23 protein-coding genes are annotated in these 18274 nt (G+C 55.0%); 7 read left to right on the forward strand and 16 right to left on the reverse strand.

Going from position 1 to position 18274, the window contains the following annotated elements; translation table 11 throughout:
* The 6 genes from gcvH to ACP9M6_RS07205 all read left to right on the forward strand — a co-directional run bounded on the left by gcvH (window position 1) and on the right by ACP9M6_RS07205 (window position 4725).
* Entirely contained in the window at window positions 1-372 is a 372-nt protein-coding gene (gcvH, locus tag ACP9M6_RS07180; protein WP_427449784.1) for a glycine cleavage system protein GcvH, read from the forward strand.
* 3 nt (window positions 373-375) lie between these two features.
* Window positions 376-558 (forward strand): hypothetical protein, encoded by a 183-nt coding sequence (locus ACP9M6_RS07185; RefSeq protein ID WP_427449786.1) that lies wholly within the window; start codon window positions 376-378, stop codon window positions 556-558.
* Between the two features lie 8 nt (window positions 559-566).
* Window positions 567-785: a hypothetical protein gene (locus ACP9M6_RS07190; protein WP_427449787.1), complete on the forward strand. Its 219-nt coding sequence runs from the start codon at window positions 567-569 to the stop codon at window positions 783-785.
* Window positions 786-2132 carry an aminomethyl-transferring glycine dehydrogenase subunit GcvPA gene (gene gcvPA / locus ACP9M6_RS07195; RefSeq protein ID WP_427449789.1) on the forward strand — a complete coding sequence of 449 codons (1347 nt, stop codon included), beginning with the start codon at window positions 786-788 and terminating at the stop codon, window positions 2130-2132.
* A 295-nt stretch (window positions 2133-2427) separates the two neighbouring features.
* Window positions 2428-3993 carry an aminomethyl-transferring glycine dehydrogenase subunit GcvPB gene (gene gcvPB, locus ACP9M6_RS07200; RefSeq protein ID WP_427449791.1) on the forward strand — a complete coding sequence of 522 codons (1566 nt, stop codon included), beginning with the start codon at window positions 2428-2430 and terminating at the stop codon, window positions 3991-3993.
* A gap of 216 nt (window positions 3994-4209) precedes the next feature.
* Window positions 4210-4725 (forward strand): hypothetical protein, encoded by a 516-nt coding sequence (locus tag ACP9M6_RS07205; RefSeq protein ID WP_427449793.1) that lies wholly within the window; start codon window positions 4210-4212, stop codon window positions 4723-4725.
* A 240-nt stretch (window positions 4726-4965) separates the two neighbouring features.
* Here ACP9M6_RS07205 and ACP9M6_RS07210 read toward each other — a convergent pair whose 3' ends face one another.
* The 11 genes from ACP9M6_RS07210 to ACP9M6_RS07260 all read right to left on the reverse strand — a co-directional run bounded on the left by ACP9M6_RS07210 (window position 4966) and on the right by ACP9M6_RS07260 (window position 14209).
* Window positions 4966-5367, reverse strand: a complete 402-nt coding sequence (locus tag ACP9M6_RS07210) for a F0F1 ATP synthase subunit B (protein ID WP_427449795.1) — start codon at window positions 5365-5367, stop codon at window positions 4966-4968.
* Between the two features lie 141 nt (window positions 5368-5508).
* On the reverse strand, window positions 5509-6039 hold the full coding sequence (locus ACP9M6_RS07215) for a F0F1 ATP synthase subunit B' (protein ID WP_427449797.1): 531 nt from the start codon (window positions 6037-6039) through the stop codon (window positions 5509-5511).
* Window positions 6040-6063: 24 nt separating this feature from the next.
* Window positions 6064-6288, reverse strand: coding sequence for a F0F1 ATP synthase subunit C (locus ACP9M6_RS07220; RefSeq protein WP_427449799.1), 225 nt, complete (start codon window positions 6286-6288; stop codon window positions 6064-6066).
* 32 nt (window positions 6289-6320) lie between these two features.
* A complete protein-coding gene (locus ACP9M6_RS07225) occupies window positions 6321-7055 on the reverse strand; it encodes a F0F1 ATP synthase subunit A (RefSeq protein WP_427454763.1) in 735 nt (244 codons plus the stop codon).
* Window positions 7056-7080: 25 nt separating this feature from the next.
* A complete protein-coding gene (locus ACP9M6_RS07230; RefSeq protein ID WP_427449801.1) occupies window positions 7081-7299 on the reverse strand; it encodes an AtpZ/AtpI family protein in 219 nt (72 codons plus the stop codon).
* A gap of 299 nt (window positions 7300-7598) precedes the next feature.
* Window positions 7599-7754 carry a hypothetical protein gene (locus ACP9M6_RS07235; RefSeq protein WP_427449803.1) on the reverse strand — a complete coding sequence of 52 codons (156 nt, stop codon included), beginning with the start codon at window positions 7752-7754 and terminating at the stop codon, window positions 7599-7601.
* Entirely contained in the window at window positions 7755-8360 is a 606-nt protein-coding gene (locus tag ACP9M6_RS07240) for a hypothetical protein (protein ID WP_427449805.1), read from the reverse strand.
* Between the two features lie 267 nt (window positions 8361-8627).
* Window positions 8628-12080 (reverse strand): chromosome segregation protein SMC, encoded by a 3453-nt coding sequence (smc, locus tag ACP9M6_RS07245; protein WP_427449807.1) that lies wholly within the window; start codon window positions 12078-12080, stop codon window positions 8628-8630.
* 3 nt (window positions 12081-12083) lie between these two features.
* On the reverse strand, window positions 12084-12770 hold the full coding sequence (locus tag ACP9M6_RS07250) for a DsbA family protein (protein ID WP_427449808.1): 687 nt from the start codon (window positions 12768-12770) through the stop codon (window positions 12084-12086).
* A gap of 84 nt (window positions 12771-12854) precedes the next feature.
* Window positions 12855-13595 (reverse strand): thioredoxin domain-containing protein, encoded by a 741-nt coding sequence (locus ACP9M6_RS07255; protein WP_427449810.1) that lies wholly within the window; start codon window positions 13593-13595, stop codon window positions 12855-12857.
* Window positions 13592-14209, reverse strand: coding sequence for a DUF721 domain-containing protein (locus ACP9M6_RS07260; protein ID WP_427449812.1), 618 nt, complete (start codon window positions 14207-14209; stop codon window positions 13592-13594). Before ACP9M6_RS07260 ends, ACP9M6_RS07255 begins: the two co-directional genes overlap by 4 nt.
* Here ACP9M6_RS07260 and mutY point away from each other — a divergent pair.
* Entirely contained in the window at window positions 14208-15227 is a 1020-nt protein-coding gene (gene mutY / locus ACP9M6_RS07265; protein ID WP_427449814.1) for an A/G-specific adenine glycosylase, read from the forward strand. The two genes, ACP9M6_RS07260 and mutY, sit on opposite strands and share 2 nt — an antisense overlap.
* A 141-nt stretch (window positions 15228-15368) precedes the next feature.
* On the opposite strand, the gene ACP9M6_RS07270 is transcribed toward mutY, so the two are convergent.
* From ACP9M6_RS07270 to ACP9M6_RS07290, 5 genes are all read right to left on the reverse strand, one after another.
* The gene (locus ACP9M6_RS07270; RefSeq protein WP_427449816.1) at window positions 15369-15491 is read right to left on the reverse strand and encodes a hypothetical protein; all 123 of its coding nucleotides are present in this window, start codon (window positions 15489-15491) and stop codon (window positions 15369-15371) included.
* A gap of 85 nt (window positions 15492-15576) precedes the next feature.
* A complete protein-coding gene (locus tag ACP9M6_RS07275) occupies window positions 15577-15918 on the reverse strand; it encodes a DUF2853 family protein (protein ID WP_427449818.1) in 342 nt (113 codons plus the stop codon).
* Between the two features lie 105 nt (window positions 15919-16023).
* Window positions 16024-17100: a site-specific DNA-methyltransferase gene (locus tag ACP9M6_RS07280; protein ID WP_427454764.1), complete on the reverse strand. Its 1077-nt coding sequence runs from the start codon at window positions 17098-17100 to the stop codon at window positions 16024-16026.
* 329 nt (window positions 17101-17429) lie between these two features.
* Window positions 17430-17816, reverse strand: a complete 387-nt coding sequence (locus ACP9M6_RS07285; protein ID WP_427449820.1) for a hypothetical protein — start codon at window positions 17814-17816, stop codon at window positions 17430-17432.
* Window positions 17817-17821: 5 nt separating this feature from the next.
* A complete protein-coding gene (locus ACP9M6_RS07290; protein ID WP_427449821.1) occupies window positions 17822-18274 on the reverse strand; it encodes a heavy-metal-associated domain-containing protein in 453 nt (150 codons plus the stop codon).

Below are 18274 nucleotides of genomic sequence, written 5' to 3' on the forward strand. Positions count from 1 at the left end.
ATGAGCACTTATTTCACAGAAGATCACGAATGGATCCGCGTTGACGGTGACACGGGAGCGGTCGGAATCTCGGCCTATGCCGCAAAAGCCCTCGGCGATGTTGTCTTTGTTGAACTGCCGGATGTCGGCACAGAATTTGACAAGGGCGATGAAGCCGCCGTGGTCGAATCCGTCAAGGCTGCCTCAGAAGTCTACACGCCCGTCGGCGGAGAAGTGGTTGAGGTCAACGCCGCGCTTGAAGACGCGCCGGAAACGGTCAATGCTTCGCCGGATGGGGAAGGGTGGTTCCTAAAAATCAAAATCGCTGATGCGGATGAGTTATCAACCCTGATGGATGAGGCAAAATACAAAGCCTATTGCGCTGACCTTTAGTCCATGATGCTGAACGAAGACCAAACCGATAGTAGCGATAAAGCGGCCATGGCGGCCGTCATTGCGGGCGGGTTTGCTTGGTTGGTTTTCGATGGCTTCATCTTTGCGCTGATAGTCGGCTTTGTGGCTTTCGTCATTGTGAACCGGAAAAAGGTTGCACGTGATGATAGTGAAGAGAACATTTAAATGCGTGAATGTCTTCTCAACGGAATTGGGTTTTAGCGATGCGCCGCAATCCGCTCATTCTCAGAATCTGGGGTATTGCAATCTCTGCGCTGGGCCTCTGGCATATTGTCTCATGGTCAAAAAACCCGGACCCGAATAAGGACGCTTTCATTCTCGTGGTCGGCATTTTCTGCCTCCTCGTTGGTGTCATCGTCCTCGTGATGAATTTAAAACGGAAAGATAATTAAATGCGTTACCTTCCCCTGAATGCGAATGATCGCACGCAAATGTTGGACGTGATCGGCGTCGAGAATGTGGATGATTTGTTCCACAATGTGCCGGAGGCCGCGCGCCTGAAAGGTCTCATCGATCTGCCGACGCATCAATCCGAACAGGCGGTTGAGCAGTTCTTTCAACGGCTGTCCAATAAATCGACGCCTGCGTCGTCTGTTCCGTTTTTCTGTGGGGCAGGGGCCTATAAACATCATATTCCGGCAACCGTCGATCACCTGATCCAACGGTCTGAATTCCTGACGGCCTATACGCCGTACCAGCCGGAGATCAGTCAAGGCACGCTGCAAACCTTGTTCGAATTTCAGACGCAAGTCGCGCTTTTGACGGGCATGGAGGTCGCGAACGCGTCCATGTATGACGGGTCCACCGCCTGCGCCGAAGCCGTCGTCATGGCGCACCGCGTCGCGCGGGGAAAGAAATCCAAAGCCGTATTGGCACCGGGTCTTCACCCCCATTACGCGGCGGCGACACAGACGCTGGCCTCGACGCTCAATATCACGATCAATGAGCGCGATACGCGGATGGGGCGCGATGATCACGTCATCGACCATATTGATGACGATACCTGTTGCGTCGTCGTGCAGTCACCTAACGTGTTTGGCGAGATCGTCGATCTTCGCCCGATTGCGGAGAAGGCCCATGCGCATAAAGCGCTGCTGATTGCGGTCTTTACTGAACCTGTCGCCCTCGCCGCGATTACGCCGCCGGGTGAACAGGGCGCGGATATTGTCGTGGGTGAAGGGCAGGGACTGGGCGTCGGTCTGGCCTTTGGTGGGCCGCATGTCGGTCTCTTCGCCTGCCGCCAGAAACTCGTGCGGCAAATGCCGGGCCGCGTTTGCGGGGAAACCGTCGATGCGAATGGTGACCGGGGCTATGTCCTGACGCTCTCCACGCGCGAACAACATATACGCCGTGAAAAAGCGACCTCGAATATTTGTACGAATAGCGGGCTCTGCTGCCTCGCTTTCACCATTCATATGAGCCTGCTGGGCGATGCGGGGATACAGCGCTTGGCTACGCTGAACCACGAGAAAGCTTGCGACCTCGCCGACGTCATTGAGGAGATTGAGGGCGCGGAAGTCCTAAACGACACGTTCTTCAACGAATTCACCGTCCGCCTGAATAAACCTGCTGCGGATGTCGTCGATGCCATGGTCGAAAAAGGCGTCATCGCGGGTGTCCCGCTCAGCCGTCTGTCGCCGGATGCGGATGAGAATTTGCTTCTAGTCTGTGCAACGGAGACGAGTTCCGATGAGGATATTGCGGCGTTTGAAGCTGCTTTGAAGGAGGTGTTGTCGTGAGGTTTGATGAGCTTTCCCGTTTTTTGGAAGAGACCAACCTAAGTCGATACAACCTTTACAAGCCGTACTCTGCTATTTTCGATATAAACAAGTCTCTCTTTCAGCTTGGGTTTGAAGGTTTAATGTTTCCTGAGCCGATTCATTTGAGAGGCCTCCTAGATACAACCTCGAAACTTGGCGAGAACTTCTTTGCGGATATATCGAAGTTAATCAGTGAACCTCACATAAATGAGATTGAGATGACTTGGGTTTACCATTGTAGGAAAATCAACGAATTTAGCACGGAGTTGTTGCCATGAATAATCAAGGCCGCCCAACCACGCCCGTAGCGGCAAATACGAATTCGCGTGAAACCGTCTCCGGCTCGCAAGCCCTGAATCAAGCCACGGCACTCCTGTTTGAGACGGGCACGCCCCGTCGCACAGGTGTGGACCTGCCCGAACCAAAGGGAACAAAATCGCGCCTCGGCGCCTATGCCCGTAAGGGTGCGATAGGCCTGCCGGGCCTGAGTGAACCAGAAACGATGCGCCATTATGTGCGCCTGTCGCAAAAGAATTACGCGATCGATCTCGGCGTTTATCCGCTCGGGTCTTGCACGATGAAACATAATCCGCGTTTGAATGAAAAGGTCGCGCGCATGCCCGGCTTTGCCGATGTGCATCCGTTGCAACCCGTACAAACGGCGCAGGGCGCGTTGGAAGTTATGTCCGTGCTCTCGCACTGGCTGATGACGCTCTGCAATATGCCAGCCGTTGCCCTGACGCCAAAAGCGGGTGCGCATGGCGAGCTTTGCGGGATGATGGCCATTCGCGCGCGACTCGATCATGACGGTGCGTCGCATAAACGCCGCGTCCTCGTCCCGGATGCGGCCCATGGCACGAATCCCGCGACCGCCGTGCAATGCGGTTTCACCGTTGACGGCTTGCCCAGCAATGCAGGCGGACGGGTCGATATGGACGCCTTACGTGCAAAGCTCGACGGTCTGGGTAAAGATTCTGATATTGCGGGGATCATGCTGACCAATCCGAATACATGCGGATTGTTCGAGAGTGACATTATCGAAATCGCCGCGTTGATTCACAAAGCAGGCGGTTATTTTTATTGCGATGGCGCGAATTTCAACGCGCTGGTCGGGCGGGTCCGTCCGGGGGACCTCGGCGTCGATGCGATGCATATCAACCTGCACAAGACCTTCTCCACTCCGCATGGCGGCGGCGGTCCCGGCTCCGGCCCGACAGTGCTGTCTGATGCGCTGAAGGATCACGCCCCTGTGCCTTATGTCGTAAAAACAGAAGACGGGTTCGATCTCGTCGAACATCCAGATGACAAGAGCTTTGGCCGCATGTGCGCCTTCCACGGCAATATGGGCATGTATACGCGTGCCCTGTCCTATATGATGAGCCACGGTTCCGACGGTTTGAAACAGGCGACGGAAGACGCGGTTTTGAATGCGAATTATGTTCAAGCCTCACTGTCAGATGTTATGACCCCCGCCTTTGAGGGCGGCTGTATGCATGAAGCGCTCTTCGATGATCGTTTCCTGAAAGATACAGGCGTCGATACGCTTGATTTTGCAAAGGCCATGATTGACGAGGGCTACCACCCGATGACGATGTATTTCCCGCTTGTCGTGCATGGCGCGATGTTGATCGAACCGACGGAGAGTGAGTCCAAAGGCGAACTCGACCGCTTCATCCGATCCATGCGCAGCCTCGCCGAACGTGCGAAATCCGGTGATGTGGAGAGCTTTAAACAAGCTCCCATCTACGCACCGATGCGCCGCTTGGACGAAACGCAAGCTGCAAGGAAGCCGGTTTTACGCTGGACGCCACCGAGTGATGTGGCTGAGGCGGCGGAGTAGTTTTTTGAAAGGTCATACCGTCGCGGCCTACTTGGCCGCCCGGTACCCATGCCGTCAAATTCGCGTGAAAATTCGATTTCCGATCATACCGCTAATACCACGGCATAGGCACCGGGCGACCTGAAGGTTGCGTCGGTGTGACACCCAATTGAAATTTCAGTTCGCCTTAACCTTGTCCAAGAAACCTTTTCAAATCCTTCTATCCTATGGGAGGCTATGGAATTCTTCACCTATCCCCTTTTCGCAGTCTTGATCCTCGGGGCAGCAGGCGTAACTACGCTTCTCAAAAAGAAAGTCCCACACGGGGTTTTACTCTTCGTAGGTCTGGCGTTTCTCGCGGGCACCTTTTTCTTTCCAGAGCAGGAGATTGCTCTCGTAACCCAGGCGATTTTCGCCGCTGTGTTATTCCTTCTGGGCTGGATTGCCTATACCGTTTTCGGTGTTGTGGGCGCGGGCGTTTATAAGGCTCTGGCGATTGTCGCGCTGTGGATTCCCTTACATCAGGCGTTTGATGTTTATTGCGCGATTCTGATCCTCACAGGTTTATGGGCAGGTCTGATGGTGATTTATGAAAAACTTGTCGTCTCTGGGGAAGAGGGCGCGGTTCCAATGGCTGCGATAGGGTTTCTGACTGTTGCAGGTTATTTTGGTTTGGAATTACATTCTGCGAGTTTGCTTGATGTTGTCGTTGAGCTTCCTGCTGCTGAACAGCCTGTGATGCAGCTGAGATAGCGGAGTGAGCTAACGGTAAACCAAATGTCATACCGTCGCGGGCCGTAGGGCCGCCCGGTACCCATGCCGTTAGCATATGCGTCAAAATTTGATTTTTGATCATACCGCTCACACCACGGTATAGGCACCGGGCGACTACGTCGCGTCGGTGTGACATATATATAAATTTGAACGTGGTGCGGCCAACAAAAAAGCCGTCACAGAGGACGGCTCATTCGCTTTAATCTGGTGACTATAGGCCTAACCGAGGGCAGATCCCATCTGCTTAATCCCGTCCGCAATAAGCTTTGACTTATCCGCCGCAGAGAGTTCCGTGCGGAGTAATTTTTCGGCTGTATTCATGGCTAGATCAGCGGCTTTTGCTTTGACTTCACTCATGGCCTTGATCTCGGCATTGGCGATTTTGGCCTCTGCCTGAGCCATGCGGCGCTCTAGGCTTTCCGCCAGATCTTTACGGGCTTGAGATGCCATGTTTTCTGCGTCGACACGCGCCTGTTTCACAATTGCTTCAGCCTGAGTCTCGGCTTCTTTTTGCTTCCGCTGGTAAGAGGCGAGGAGCGTTTGAGCCTCTTCGCGTAAGCGACGGGCTTCATCAAGTTCCGCCCGAATTTTTTCCGCGCGGTCATCGAGCGCTTTGCCCATTGCGCGAAATGCGCCTTTATAAGCGACAAAGAGAAGGAAGAGAATAACGGGAATTGCGACCCAAAATTTTGAGTCTTGATAAAAAGGTGTGCCCGCGGATGCTGCAATTATAAAATTGGACGTGTACATCTGTAATACCTGTTACGTTTTCAGGGACGCGCGAATTTTCGCGGCCGTGAACGTCTTGCCTGTCAAGGCTTCGAGGACGTCGCCCGCCGCTTCAACCGCAACCGTCTCAACGCTTTCCAAGGCTGCATCGCGAGATTTTCGAATGCGAGCTTCCGCCACAACGGCCTCTCGCTCCGCGACCGCTTCTGCAGCCTCGATTTCTTTTGCGATATCCTCTTCGACGGCATTGCGTGTCGCTTCAGAAACATTCATCGATTTTGCGCGGGCATCTGCGAGAATTTTTGTGTAGGACTTTTCGGTTTCTTCGGCTTGAGCTTGGAAATTGGCAGCCTGGTCCAAGTCGTCGCTAATTCTATCCGTTCTATCCGCAATATTCTGTCCGATACGCGGCAGAATAAATGTCGACAGGATGAAATACAGCACACCAAAAACAAGGAGAAGCCAGAAAATCTGGCTTGCCCATGTAGTGAAATCAAATTGCGGGAGGCCGCCCGATGCGGCGGCTTCACCATAGGTATCAGTCTTTGGCGTATCGGCTGCCATAATGACGCTCCCGTAGGTCGTGATTTAGACGAACAGGATGATCATCGCGAGAACGAAGCCAAACAGGCCTGTTGCTTCGCAAAGAGCAAAACCGAGAAGAAGGTTTGTGCGCTGGCCGTCAGCTGCGGATGGGTTGCGCAAGGCACCTGAAAGATAGCTCGAGAAGATCGAACCAATACCAAGACCCGCACCCAGAAGGGCGAGACCGGCAATTCCGGCACCAATGTAACGTGCTGCTTCTGCTTCCATTTTAAATTCTCCTAAGGATGGAATTAGTCAGATTAATGATGAACGTGGTAAACGTCGTTAAGATAAATACAGGTCAGGATCGCAAACACGAAAGCTTGCAGAGCCGCGACGAGAAACTCCAGCGCCGCAATGCCCATGACGCCGACAATTGGCAAGATCGCAGCACCAATAAAAACACCGCCCTTCGCGACCAGATAGGCCGCGAAAATAGCAAAGAGTTTCAACATGACGTGTCCGGCCACCATATTGGCGAACAAACGAACGGCCAAGGTTACGGGGCGGGCTATAAAGGAAATGACCTCAATCGGAATAATCAAAATATACATGATGAGAGGCAAGCCGGAGGGCGCAAAAATCTTGAACCAGGACAGACCGTTTTTCCAAATTCCCGCGATGATCACGATGCTAATCGTCATGATGGCGAGGGTAAATGTCACGGCCAGATGGGATGTCGTTGTAAAGGCGTAAGGGTTCATGCCGATCAGGTTGGCGGCAAGAATGAAGAAGAAGAGGGTAAAGATGAAAGGCAGGAATTTCATCGCTTCCTGTCCAGTCGTGTCCCGGATCATGTCGGAAATGAACTGATAGGACAGTTCGCCCATAGACTGTAAGCGGCCCGGAATGAGCTTGCCACGCAGGGTCAGTGCGAAAAATCCGACAATCAATATGCCGGACACAATCATCCACAGCGCAGAATTGCTGAAGCTGATTGTCTGTCCCGCGATCTCGAAAAGGCTAGCCTTTTCCTTAATCTCGAACTGTTGCATCGGGTCGGTAGCCACTTACCCGCTCCTATTCGTCTTCAATGTCATCGGGCATGTCGTCCCCTTTGGGGATACCCGCACTTTGCTCAGCCATTTTATCGGCTGATATTAAAACTGTTTTGATCCCGGCCGCAAAGCCCAGACCTAATCCAACGAGAAGCCCCCAAGGTGTGCTGCCCACAAGACGATCGAACCCATATCCGAGTCCCAAACCGACCATAACGGACACCACTAATTCGGTGCTCATTCGCCATGCTTGTCCAAGAATTCGCCCGTCATCTTGTCTTGTCCTCGCCGGTGGAGCCTCGTGCTTCGTTTGGGCGGCGTCTAAGCGCCTGCGCAAATCAGTGAGGTCTGGCGATGTCGAAGGTCGATCAGGCGTTTCTCGGTTTGTCATGGCAACGTCTTTGCCCCCAAAGGACAACCCTCTGAAAGCGGCCCCTACCTAACGAAGGGGTTAGGGGAAGTCAACATAAGGGGGTGTGGGCGCAAGCTTTTGAATAGAAACGGAAAATCACTTTCTGTCGCGTTATTCCGCAGGTTTTTTCAGGCCTGCGACAACGGGGCCGGAAAACTCGCCTGTTTCGCGTCCGGAACGGGCCGCGGCTGCGCCATGAAATAGACCAGCGCCCCCATGAATACGAGGCCGAGGATCAGGGCGATGATGCGTTTCGTGCGGGATGTGTCGGGGGATGATGGCATTTATTGTCGTGTGGGCAGAGCGTTCATGGTGAAGGTTTGCCCGTCATCATGCCCGATTTCAATGCGAACGGGGGTATTGATTTGGGTTTTGACTTTTGGATGACCGATGAAATCTTCTCCGCCATAGATTTTCATATCAATGAGTAGTTCATCACCGACTTCTGTGACTGAGAGAGTCAGTGAAAAAGGGTCGGAGCCGCCCACAATAAATTCATATGAATCCCCCGTTTCCACGTGGATTTCTGTATCGAAACGACGAGTTCGTGTGCCTTCCGTTCCATTCTCTACGACAGGTTCGATATATTCGCCGTCGAGTTTCAGCGCGATAGGCTCCGCCGCTGCGAATGGCACAATCGCAAAAGGGAGCGCCACACAGGCGGCGGCTGTGGCCAGGGCTGATTTCGGTTTGGATTTGAGTGTCATGAGAAGCTCCGTCAATTTGGTTGAAGTGGAGCGGGTATCCGGTTCTGCGATATAGACTGAAATCAAACCGCGTACGACATCACTGACCGTGCGACCTTCACGGGAGGCTTTGATCTGCAGCGCCGTCTTGTCCGGATGGGACAGACGGATTTCCAGAGTTTCTGATTTTTTGGGCGGTTTCATATTCATCCCTGATTCGCAGGACCTGCTATAGCCCGCGAGAGGGAAGTCGCAAAACGAGAGGGTGTTCGCGAGGAATTGTGTGTCGGGACAGGAGGAATTTCGTGTCGGGACAAATCACAAATCAGTTGTCACACCGTCGCGACCCTCGGGTCGCCCCGTGCCCATACCGCAAAATTATCGGCTTGATTAAATGTAAGTTGGAGACGCAAATATCACGGCATGGGCACCGGGCAGTCCTATGGACTGCGACGGTGTGACATCATCGCTTTACTCAGCCGCGACCAAAGCTTCTGCCTTCGCCAGTTCAATTGACAGCAACTGGCTCACACCTTGTTCCGCCATGGTCACGCCAAACAAACGGTCCATCCGGCTCATCGTGACGGGATTATGGGTGATCGCGATAAATTTCGTATTCGTGTTCTTCTTCATGTCATCCAGAAGATCACAATACCGCGCGACATTGGCATCATCCAGCGGTGCGTCCACCTCGTCCAACACACAGACGGGCGCGGGGTTGGACAGAAAAACCGCAAAAATCAGGGCCGTTGCCGTCATCGCCTGTTCCCCGCCGGAGAGCAGCGACATGGCTTTCAGCGATTTCCCAGGCGGGCGGGCCATGACTTCTAGTCCGGCTTCCAGTGGATCATCTGATTCTGTGAGGGCCAATGCCGCTTCACCACCGCCAAAGAGCGTCTGAAATAGACGGCCAAAGTGACCATTGACCATATCGAATGCGGCGAGCAGGCGTTGGCGACCCTCAGTGTTCAACTCGTCAATCCCTTCGCGCAGACGTGCAATGGCTTTGATCAAGTCTTCGCGTTCCTCGATCATCGCGGCGAGGCGTTCTTCCTGCTCCACGGCTTCTTCATCCGCGCGCAGGTTCACGCCGCCCATTTTCTCGCGTTCCGTATTCAGGCGCTCGAGTTTCCGTTCAATATCATTTTCCGACAGACCGGAATCAGCGGAGAGTTCACCCAAATGGGATTTTAACTCGGAGGGCTCGCAATTTAGAGTCTCATTCACGCGGGCCTTGGTCTCGCCAATCCGTTCCTGCGCGGCGTTCAGGCGGGCTTCGGACCCGGCGCGGGCTTCACGGGCGGCGCCTGCATCGGTCTCGGCCTGACGCGCGGCTTGCACCGCATCGGCGGTTTCCGTCTCGGATTGAGAGAGCGCATCTGCGGCAGCAGTCCGACGCGATTCGGCGGCGGCGAGTTCTGCGAAGAGGGTGGTCCGGCGCTCGGCAAACTGATCGGGTCCGTCTGTTGCGGCGTGGAGCGACATATCCACCGCTGCACGACGATTTTCCAATGTCGCCACGCGTTTGGCGGCATTTTCCGAGCGTCTCGCCCAGTTTGCCCGTTCCGCTTCGACGGCTTGCAGCCGTGCAGCGCGGGCCTCGGATTCGTTTTTTAGGCTGCGATATTGGGCGCTGGCTTCGTCTGCGACATCGCGGGCTGTTGAGAGTTTCTCAGACAGGATTTCGCGTTGTTCAGAGAGGTCTTCCCCGCCGGAATGCTCCGATAAATTGGCCTCCGCCGCGACAACCTGTTTTTCAATCTCGGTCAGCTCGATGGTCAGCCGTTCGACACGATCTTCCAGACCTGTCTTCTGCGCGGAGGCGCGGGCAATATCAGTTTCATATTGCGCCATCGCGGCTTGGGCCGCGCGGTCGGCACGTTCCAAGTCGGGCAGCGCTTTACGAGCATCCCGCGCGGCGGATTCGGCCATTTGGCGGGCTTCGCGGGCGGCTTCGAATGCGGCATTGGCGTCGCTCACGCCAGCCTCGGCCTCCGCGATTTCCGCTTCCAATTCCGCGATGCGGTTCTGTTGTTTCAACTTAATCGCGGCAGAGGTTTCGACGCCTGCGGCAATTGTGAAACCGTCCCATCGCACAACATCGCCGCGCGGGCTGACGAGGCGTTGGCCGGGTTTCAGCTCTTTGGCTTTCGCGTGAATATCCTCAATCGCAGCTACACCGATTTGAGACAGACGCGCGCGGAGTTCCTGCGGCGCGGTGATGTAATCCGTGATTAGTTCGACACCGGCCGGTAAATCCTGCGTCGGCACATCCGCCCCGTCCCAGCGTAATCCGGCGGAGCCGCCGACAGCTGCTTCCAGATCTTCACCCAACACGGCGGCGAGCGCCTGCTCATATCCGGCCTTGGCTTGAACGCTGTCGAGGGCGGGTGTCCAATCGGCGGAGGCAGAGCGGCGCAGCACATTTTCCAATGCGGATTTTTCAGCGGTCAATTTCTGCGTTGCCTGACGCAGGGTCGAGAGATAGTCGCGGGCGTCACGGTCTGCCGTCTCGGCCTTGGTCCGTTGCGCTTGAAGGTCTTGTTCTTTCGCGCGGGCGGTTTCCAACGCCTCCATCGCCTCTTTGGCGGAAGAGGAGAACAGGTTTGAATTTCCAAAACTCTCCGTGTCCAGCCCGTCCAATTTGTCCTGAGTCTGTTCCAATTCAATCCGCACACGTGAGCGTCTTTGCTGCGCCTGTGTCAGTTCACGCTCAGCCGCATCCTTCCGCGCGGCCTGATCCGCCGTCTTGCGAGTCAATTCGTTGAAGTCCGCGTCCAGCGTATTGCGTGCTTTCAGGGCCTCGGCGGCGGCATCTGCGGCAGAATCCAGCGCGGCGGAAATATCTTTCAGCGCGGAGAGTTCCGCATGTTCCGCCGCGAGGCGGTCTTCGGCGGTGGCCGCATCATTCACGACTTCCTGCTCATGCTCGAGATCGGATGTTATGTCGGCAAGTTGGGCTTCCAACTTCCGAATCTCGGATTTCGCTGCGTTTTCATCCTGCTCCAGCGCTTCTTTAGCGGCGTTCAAACGCGCGAGGAGGGCTGCAGCGATGAGTTGTTCTTCGCGTTTGGGTTCGAGCAACGCGGACAGTTCATCCGCGCGACGCATATTTTCAGATGCGCGGAGTTGCGTCTCTGCGACAGTATTCTCCCGTGCCCGCAAATCCGTCTGCGCGGCTTCCAAAGTGTCAAGGGCCGCCTGCCAGCGTTTGAGCCAGAGCAGCGCTTTATATTCGTGGATCTCTCCCGCGAGTCGTTTGTACCGCGAGGCCTGCCGTGATTGACGGCGAAGGGAGAGAAGCTGGCTTTCAATCTGACCGACAATATCTTCCAGACGGTCGAGATTATTTTCCGCCGCGCGCAGGCGCAATTCTGCCTCGTGACGGCGGGAATGAAGACCGGAAATACCAGCGGCTTCTTCAAGGATACGGCGGCGATTGGACGGCTTGGCCGCGATCAATTCCGAAATCTGGCCCTGCCGTACGAGAGCGGGGGAGTTTGCACCCGTTGACGCGTCGGCGAAAAGAAGCTGCACGTCTTTAGCGCGAACGGTTTTGCCGTTGATCTTATATTTGGAGCCTTTGGACTTCTCGATAATCCGCATGATCTCCAGATCATCCGAGTCGTTAAAAGCGGGCGGCGCAATGCGGGCCGTATTGTCGACGTTCAGGGTGACATGAGCCTGATTTCTACCAGGCCTCGTTTTCGTACCGTTAAATATTACGTCTTCCATCGCCGCGCCGCGCATGGCTTTGGCAGAGTTTGCCCCCATGACCCAGCGGATCGCTTCCAGAAGGTTGGATTTACCGCAGCCATTCGGGCCGACAATCCCTGTCAGCCCGGGTTCAATCAGGAACTCCGTCGGTTCGACGAAAGATTTAAAGCCCGTCAGCTTAATAGAATTGAAGACGAGCGATCCCATGACTTATTCGGCGTCGGATTCAGGCGTTGGAATAGGTTCACCGAGGATTGGCAGCGCAATCGCTTCAATCGCTTCGAGACTGTTATTTGGTGTCTTCTGGCCATTGACGAAAATGGTCGGGGTAGAGCGCACGCCTTGATCGACCCCGAGCTGCGTATCGCGGTCATAACGGGCCGTAATTTCAGGGTCCGTCAGGCAGGCCATGAATTCCTCTTCGCTGAGGCCGGACGCTTTGGCGAGGGAGACATAGGCCTGACGGCCATTACCGCTCTGCAGTGCATTGAACAGCTTGCGCTGCTCTTTGAATTGCAGGCCGATATTTTTGAAGAATTTATCACGCGGCGCGCAATAAGCCAGTTTGTGACCCGTCGTCGCCATTTCCGGTGTGGAGGCGGGGAATGGACGGAAGACATATTTGATTTTGCCGGTGTCGATATATTTGGCCTTCACGTCGGGATAAACGCCTTCATGCCAAGCTGCACATCCGGGACAGGCGACTGAGGCATATTCGACAAGGGTGATCGGCGCATCCGCATTACCGAGCACGTAATCGCCCTCAACAGTGAACTCTCCATCCGTGCCTGTGGCTGCAGAGGAGGTCTCGCCGCCACCACTACAAGCAGATAAAGCGAGGGCCGAGGCCGCGAGGGTGAGAACCAATCGTCTCGAAAGCGAATCAAAAACTGTCATAGCGTTATCCTTGGGATTTATCCGTGTTTAGCAAGTCTGCGACCTCATAGCGCGGGAATTCGCTGTGGATGGGTCAATGATGGATTAGTCGTGATTATGTCCCGTATGGTCACGTGGTGGGGCGATCGTCAATTCTTCGGGAATGGCCGTGATACCTTTTTCCTCCATATCTTTGACGAGTGCGATGAGACTCTCCGCATCCTGCGGTCCGAAATAGGGATCGCCATTGATGAAGAAGGCAGGGACACCTTCGATTTTGGCTAGCGTCGCCCGCACCTCGTTTTCATCCATATGCGCTTTGATATCAGGGTTGGTCATACAGGCTGTGACAGCTTCATTATTGTCCATGCCCGCCCGCGCGGCGAGGGCGTAAAAGACCTTGTCGCCACGCTTTTCGGCGACTTCTTTTGCAATAAAAGCCTGATTTTCCATCTGGAACTCAATCATTTCAAAATACTGAGCTGAGGGCGCACAGGCCGCAATTGTAAACCCAACCTCTGCCGCATTCCCTGCGCCTGTCCGCAATTCCCGCAAAACAAAGCGCATCGTTCCTGCCTCAACCAGCTCCGTTTTGACCTTCGGCCATTCCTCCGTGAACCAGCCGCCGCAATGTGGGCAGGTGACAGAGGCATAGACGATCATCGTTTGAACGGCGTCTTCGCTGCCGAGCACGTGATCGTCCGGAGCTTCGGCATAAACCGTTTCCGAAATGCGGGCTGGAATATTGGCGCTGTTTTCCGCCTCTGTCAGAGTCTGCTCTTGCGCAGTTACGAGTGTTGGCATCAGACCCGCGAGGAGCGCTGTTATCAGGAATTTCGTTTTCATTGCTTCTCACTCACTGATTTTTCATTCCGGATCAGGACGCTGCGGCCCATTTTTTCCAGTGCTGCCTTTAAACGGGGATTTTCGATCTCCGATAGGCTCTCTTGCAGTTCGCTTGCCTTGCGCGGTGGTAGGCCGCGTTTAGGCTGTGTTGCTGCGGGCCGAGTCATTCGACCTTGGACAACCTTAATTCGCGCAACATGACCCTGACCTAAATGCGCGTCGAGGCGTTGTAGGATGGGACCCGATTGCGCGAGGATGAGCGCCGCCGCCGGACCGGGTGCTGATATAATGAGTGTGCGTCCCTGCCGTCCGCCGAGAAAGCGCACGGGGGATGAGATCTTGCTCCAGCGCGGGCCCATGATCTCGGGCCAGATTTTCTCCAGTGCGAGGGCTGAACTACCGCCGCCATGTTTTCTGGCCAGCGGGCGCATGATCTTCGTCACCGCCATGCCCGCACTGGGTGGGGGGCGGAATTGTGGGCGACCGCGCTGGGTCTCGACCCAACGCCCCAATACCTGCTTATTATGGCGATCATCCGTCATCGCCGCACTGTCGCCTATTGCGGTGGAACCGTAAAGCGGACACATCGGATTTATGCATGACATTCCTGACATGAGACGCGCGCTCTTGCGCTGGTATGACGAACAGGGGCGGACATTGCCTTGGCGCGTCAGGCCCGAAGACCGTGCGCGGGGCGTGGTGCCGGACCCCTATGCAATCTGGCTGTCCGAGGTCATGAGCCAGCAAACGACCCTGCCACACGCGACGCCCTATTGGCGGAAATTCCTCGCGGCTTTTCCGACTGTGACCGATTTGGCCGATGCGGATCGGGATGTGGTGCTGTCTATGTGGGCGGGGTTGGGATATTATGCGCGGGCGCGAAATCTGCATAAATGTGCGGGCGTGGTGCGGGATGAACATAGCGGTACTTTCCCAACGGATGAGACGACGTTGCTGACACTCCCGGGAATCGGGCCTTACACGGCAGCGACGATTGCCGCGATCTGTGCGGAGGAAGCGACCAATATTGTCGATGGTAATGTGGAGCGCGTTATCAGCCGCGTCTTTATATATGAGCCGCCACTTCCGAAAGGCCGCAAGGGTTTGCGGGAATTGGCAGGCACATTGGTGCGCGCGGACCGCCCAGGCGATTACGGACAGGCGCTGATGGATCTGGGTGCGACGATCTGCACGCCGAAAAGCCCGACTTGTCTGCTGTGCCCGTGGGAGAAGTGGTGTGTCGCCCATGCGAAGGGCGTCGAAACCGAATATCCGAAGAAAATCAAAAAGGTCAAAACACCCATCCGCCACGGCTATGCCTATATTTTGCGTCATGCGGATAAGGTGCTGGTCGAACGCCGTCCGGATGGCGGCTTGCTCGGCGGGATGTTGGGCGTTCCGACGAGTGCATGGGGCGAAAAGCCGATTGATCATTCAGCCGCGCCGATGAAACGGAACTGGGAGAAGGTGGGCGACGTCAAACACGTCTTTACCCATTTCGAATTGCGGTTGGAGGTGTTTGTGGGGGAGGTGGACGTGATGGAAGAGGGCGAGTGGACCGCCGATATATCGGGATTTCCGACTGTGTTTCGGAAGGTGGTTGAGGCTGCTTTAAAAACTAAATCCAGCTAAATTAAACTAGCTATCATCTCGGACGGAGCGAAGCGCAGATGCGGGACCTATCGTAACCTGAAATGGCCAGCGTTTACAGTCGTCAGGTCCCGCATATGCGTTTTATAGGCTTATGCGGGATGACATCGTTTTAGTCTCAAACTACTCTTCTTCAGACGGCTGTACGCCTAATCTGGCATCAATCGAATTCTTAACTTCCGGGCTCAAACCCTTTTTATCCGCTTCCTCTAGCGATTGTTTCATATCTTTCGTTTGCTTGTCCATTTTACGTCTCCTCAATAAAAAAGGTGCGCGACCGTAAGGCCCGCACCTACTTCAATGTCTGAACCCTCGGGAGGGTTCCGAAAGACTAGCCGTAATGGCTCTCTTTGCCGAAATGCTTTGTCAGCAGGTAATAGACAACCGCGCGGTATTTACTGCGGTTGGACTTGCCGTATTTCTCCATCACGGCTGCGATTGCACCGTCAAGGTCTTGGCTCTCTGATAAACCGAGCTTTTTAATGAGAAAGTTCTTCTTTACAGTGTCGAGTTCGGATTGGTCGGAGCCGGAAACTGTGGACGCGTCCTTATTATAGATAGATGGCCCGCACCCAATTGTGACTTTCGTCAGCAGGTCCATATTTGGTGTTTCACCGATTTTTGTCTTAATATCGTCGGCATATTTCGCGATTAGATCGTCACGTTTACTCATTGTGGTCTCCCCATAAAACTGAAGAACCCGAGCGGCTGCTCGGGCCTGTATATTTGATATGGTTAATCCAACTTAAACGCAAGCTGAACGCGGGTTAAGTCTTGTTTAAGCTTGCGCCGCTTCCGCCATTTCGGCGCGGACTTCGCTGCGGATTGTGTCGATGGGTTCTAATCCGTTTGGCCCTTGCAGGTGCCAGAAGGTCCAGCCGTTGCAGGACGGGGCATTGGTTAGCAGCGCGCCGAGCTTGTGGATCGAGCCTGATTGATTTCCGGATTCGAGACTGCCATCTGCGCGGACGGTCGCTTTCAGAATACCGTTCTTGGAGAAAACCTTCGTGCCGATCTTGACGAGGCCGCGCTCAACCAGATTGCCAAAGGGCACTTTTGGCTCGGACCGTTTGGATTTTGTGACGGCGACCGTTTGCCCCTCTTTGACTTTCGCAATACGGCGGCTGGCATGAATGATATATTCTTCCTCGCGTTCGAACCCGATGAAGTTCCGGCCCAATTTTTTGGCAACCGCGCCCGTTGTGCCCGTGCCGAAGAAGGGGTCCACAATCACGTCACCCGGATTGGTCGTCGCAAGGATCACGCGGTGGAGGAGGGATTCCGGCTTCTGCGTCGGATGCGCTTTCTTGCCGTCGCTTTTCTTCAACCGCTCGCCACCCGTGCAAATCGGCAGCGTCCAGTCGGAGCGCATCTGCACGCCTTCATTCAGCATTTTCATCGCGTCATAATGGAAGGTCGGCTTGGCGTCCTCGGACTTACTCGCCCAGATGAGCGTCTCATGCGCATTGGTGAAACGCGTACCGCGGAAATTGGGCATCGGGTTCGTTTTGCGCCAGATGATGTCGTTCAACACCCAGAATTGCTGGTCCTGCAGGATCGTGCCGACGCGGAAGATGTTATGATAGCTGCCCATCACCCAGATCGCGCCATTGGGCTTGAGAATACGCCGCGCCGCGCTCATCCACTCATGGGTGAACAGGTCATAGGCATCCATCGTGTCATATTGGTCCCAGGCCTCGGTGACGCCCGCAACGTGGGAGTTGTCAGGACGGGAGAGGTCCCCGCCCAACTGTAGATTATAGGGTGGATCGGCAAAGATCAGGTCCACACTCTCGGCGGGGAGGTTGTTCATATTCGCCACGCAATCGCCTTGGACGATCTGGTTGAGCGGCATTTCGGAAATCGCGACATCGCGCTCCGGATCATTGCGCTTTGGCGGGTTCGGGTTGGTGATGACCTTGAATCTGTTTTTGGCGTTTGTTGTCACGGGGGAGGTGTCGCTTCTTGGTTTATGGTGAATCAATAATGAATCCCTCGCCCGATATGGTTACCAAACCTTTTAAGTTCTGATTTTAAACCCTTGATTAACCATAGGTTTTAACACCTCGTTAGGGATGCTTAACGCAGAGGTCGATTTTGTTAGGAAGTGTTAAGCCAAACATAAAAAAGCCGCCCTCCGAGCCCGGAGAACGGCAGGATCCTGAATAGTCTCGCGAATCAAACTTAAAGGAGCAGGTCCGCTGCAAAGAAAGCGAAAAATCCGCCGACGATATAAATGAGAACGGATGACCAGAGGATGATGCCGCTCACGCGACGCAATCGGGTGCAGGCTTTCGCCGCCGCCGGATCAATCGGGCAGGGCGCGTTGCGGGACCGCCACCGAAAAAATAAGGCGAGGGCCAGCAGAACGCCGGACAGGATGAAGAGCGGCACTTTCTGCTCCGTCAGCCAGACATAGCCCGGAATATTGGAACTGATCCCCGCCATCACCGCACCGGCGCCGATTGTCACCAACAGGGCGGGCAAGGCGCAACAGAGCAGCGTCGACGTACTCGCAAAGAGCGAGAGCGTCGGCGCAAACAGGGCGCGGCGTGTGATCGGTTCCGACATTCGGACTAGCCCGAAATCGTGGCCGCACCGCGCGCAATGGAATCGACCTTATAGCCGGATTTCTTGACGGCTTTGCGCAGGGCTTCATCCGTCATGGTCGCGCCCGGCTTCAAGACGAGGTTCAGCGTTTTTGCATCAAGGTCGACATAGACGGCGGCGACATCATCGCGTTTGCCGAAGGTCTTGTTCATCGCCTTGGCGCAGAAATCACAAACCGCGCCGAGGACTTTTGCCACAATGGGTTCACCGCCTGCCGCAATCGCTGCCGTGAGTTCAGCTTGATCCGCGAGCCTGAGGCTGCCTTCCGTCATCGACATATCATGACCTGAGTGATCCTCGACCTTATGATCATGTCCGGCATGATCGCCTTTATAGTCCGAGCCGTGGCCGGAATGGTCCTGCGCGAAAGCGGGCGTCGATATGGCCAGAGCCGCGGTGATGAGAATAATACGAAACAT

The organism is Litorimonas sp. WD9-15, from assembly GCF_050271975.1.
Taxonomy (GTDB): domain Bacteria; phylum Pseudomonadota; class Alphaproteobacteria; order Caulobacterales; family Maricaulaceae; genus Litorimonas.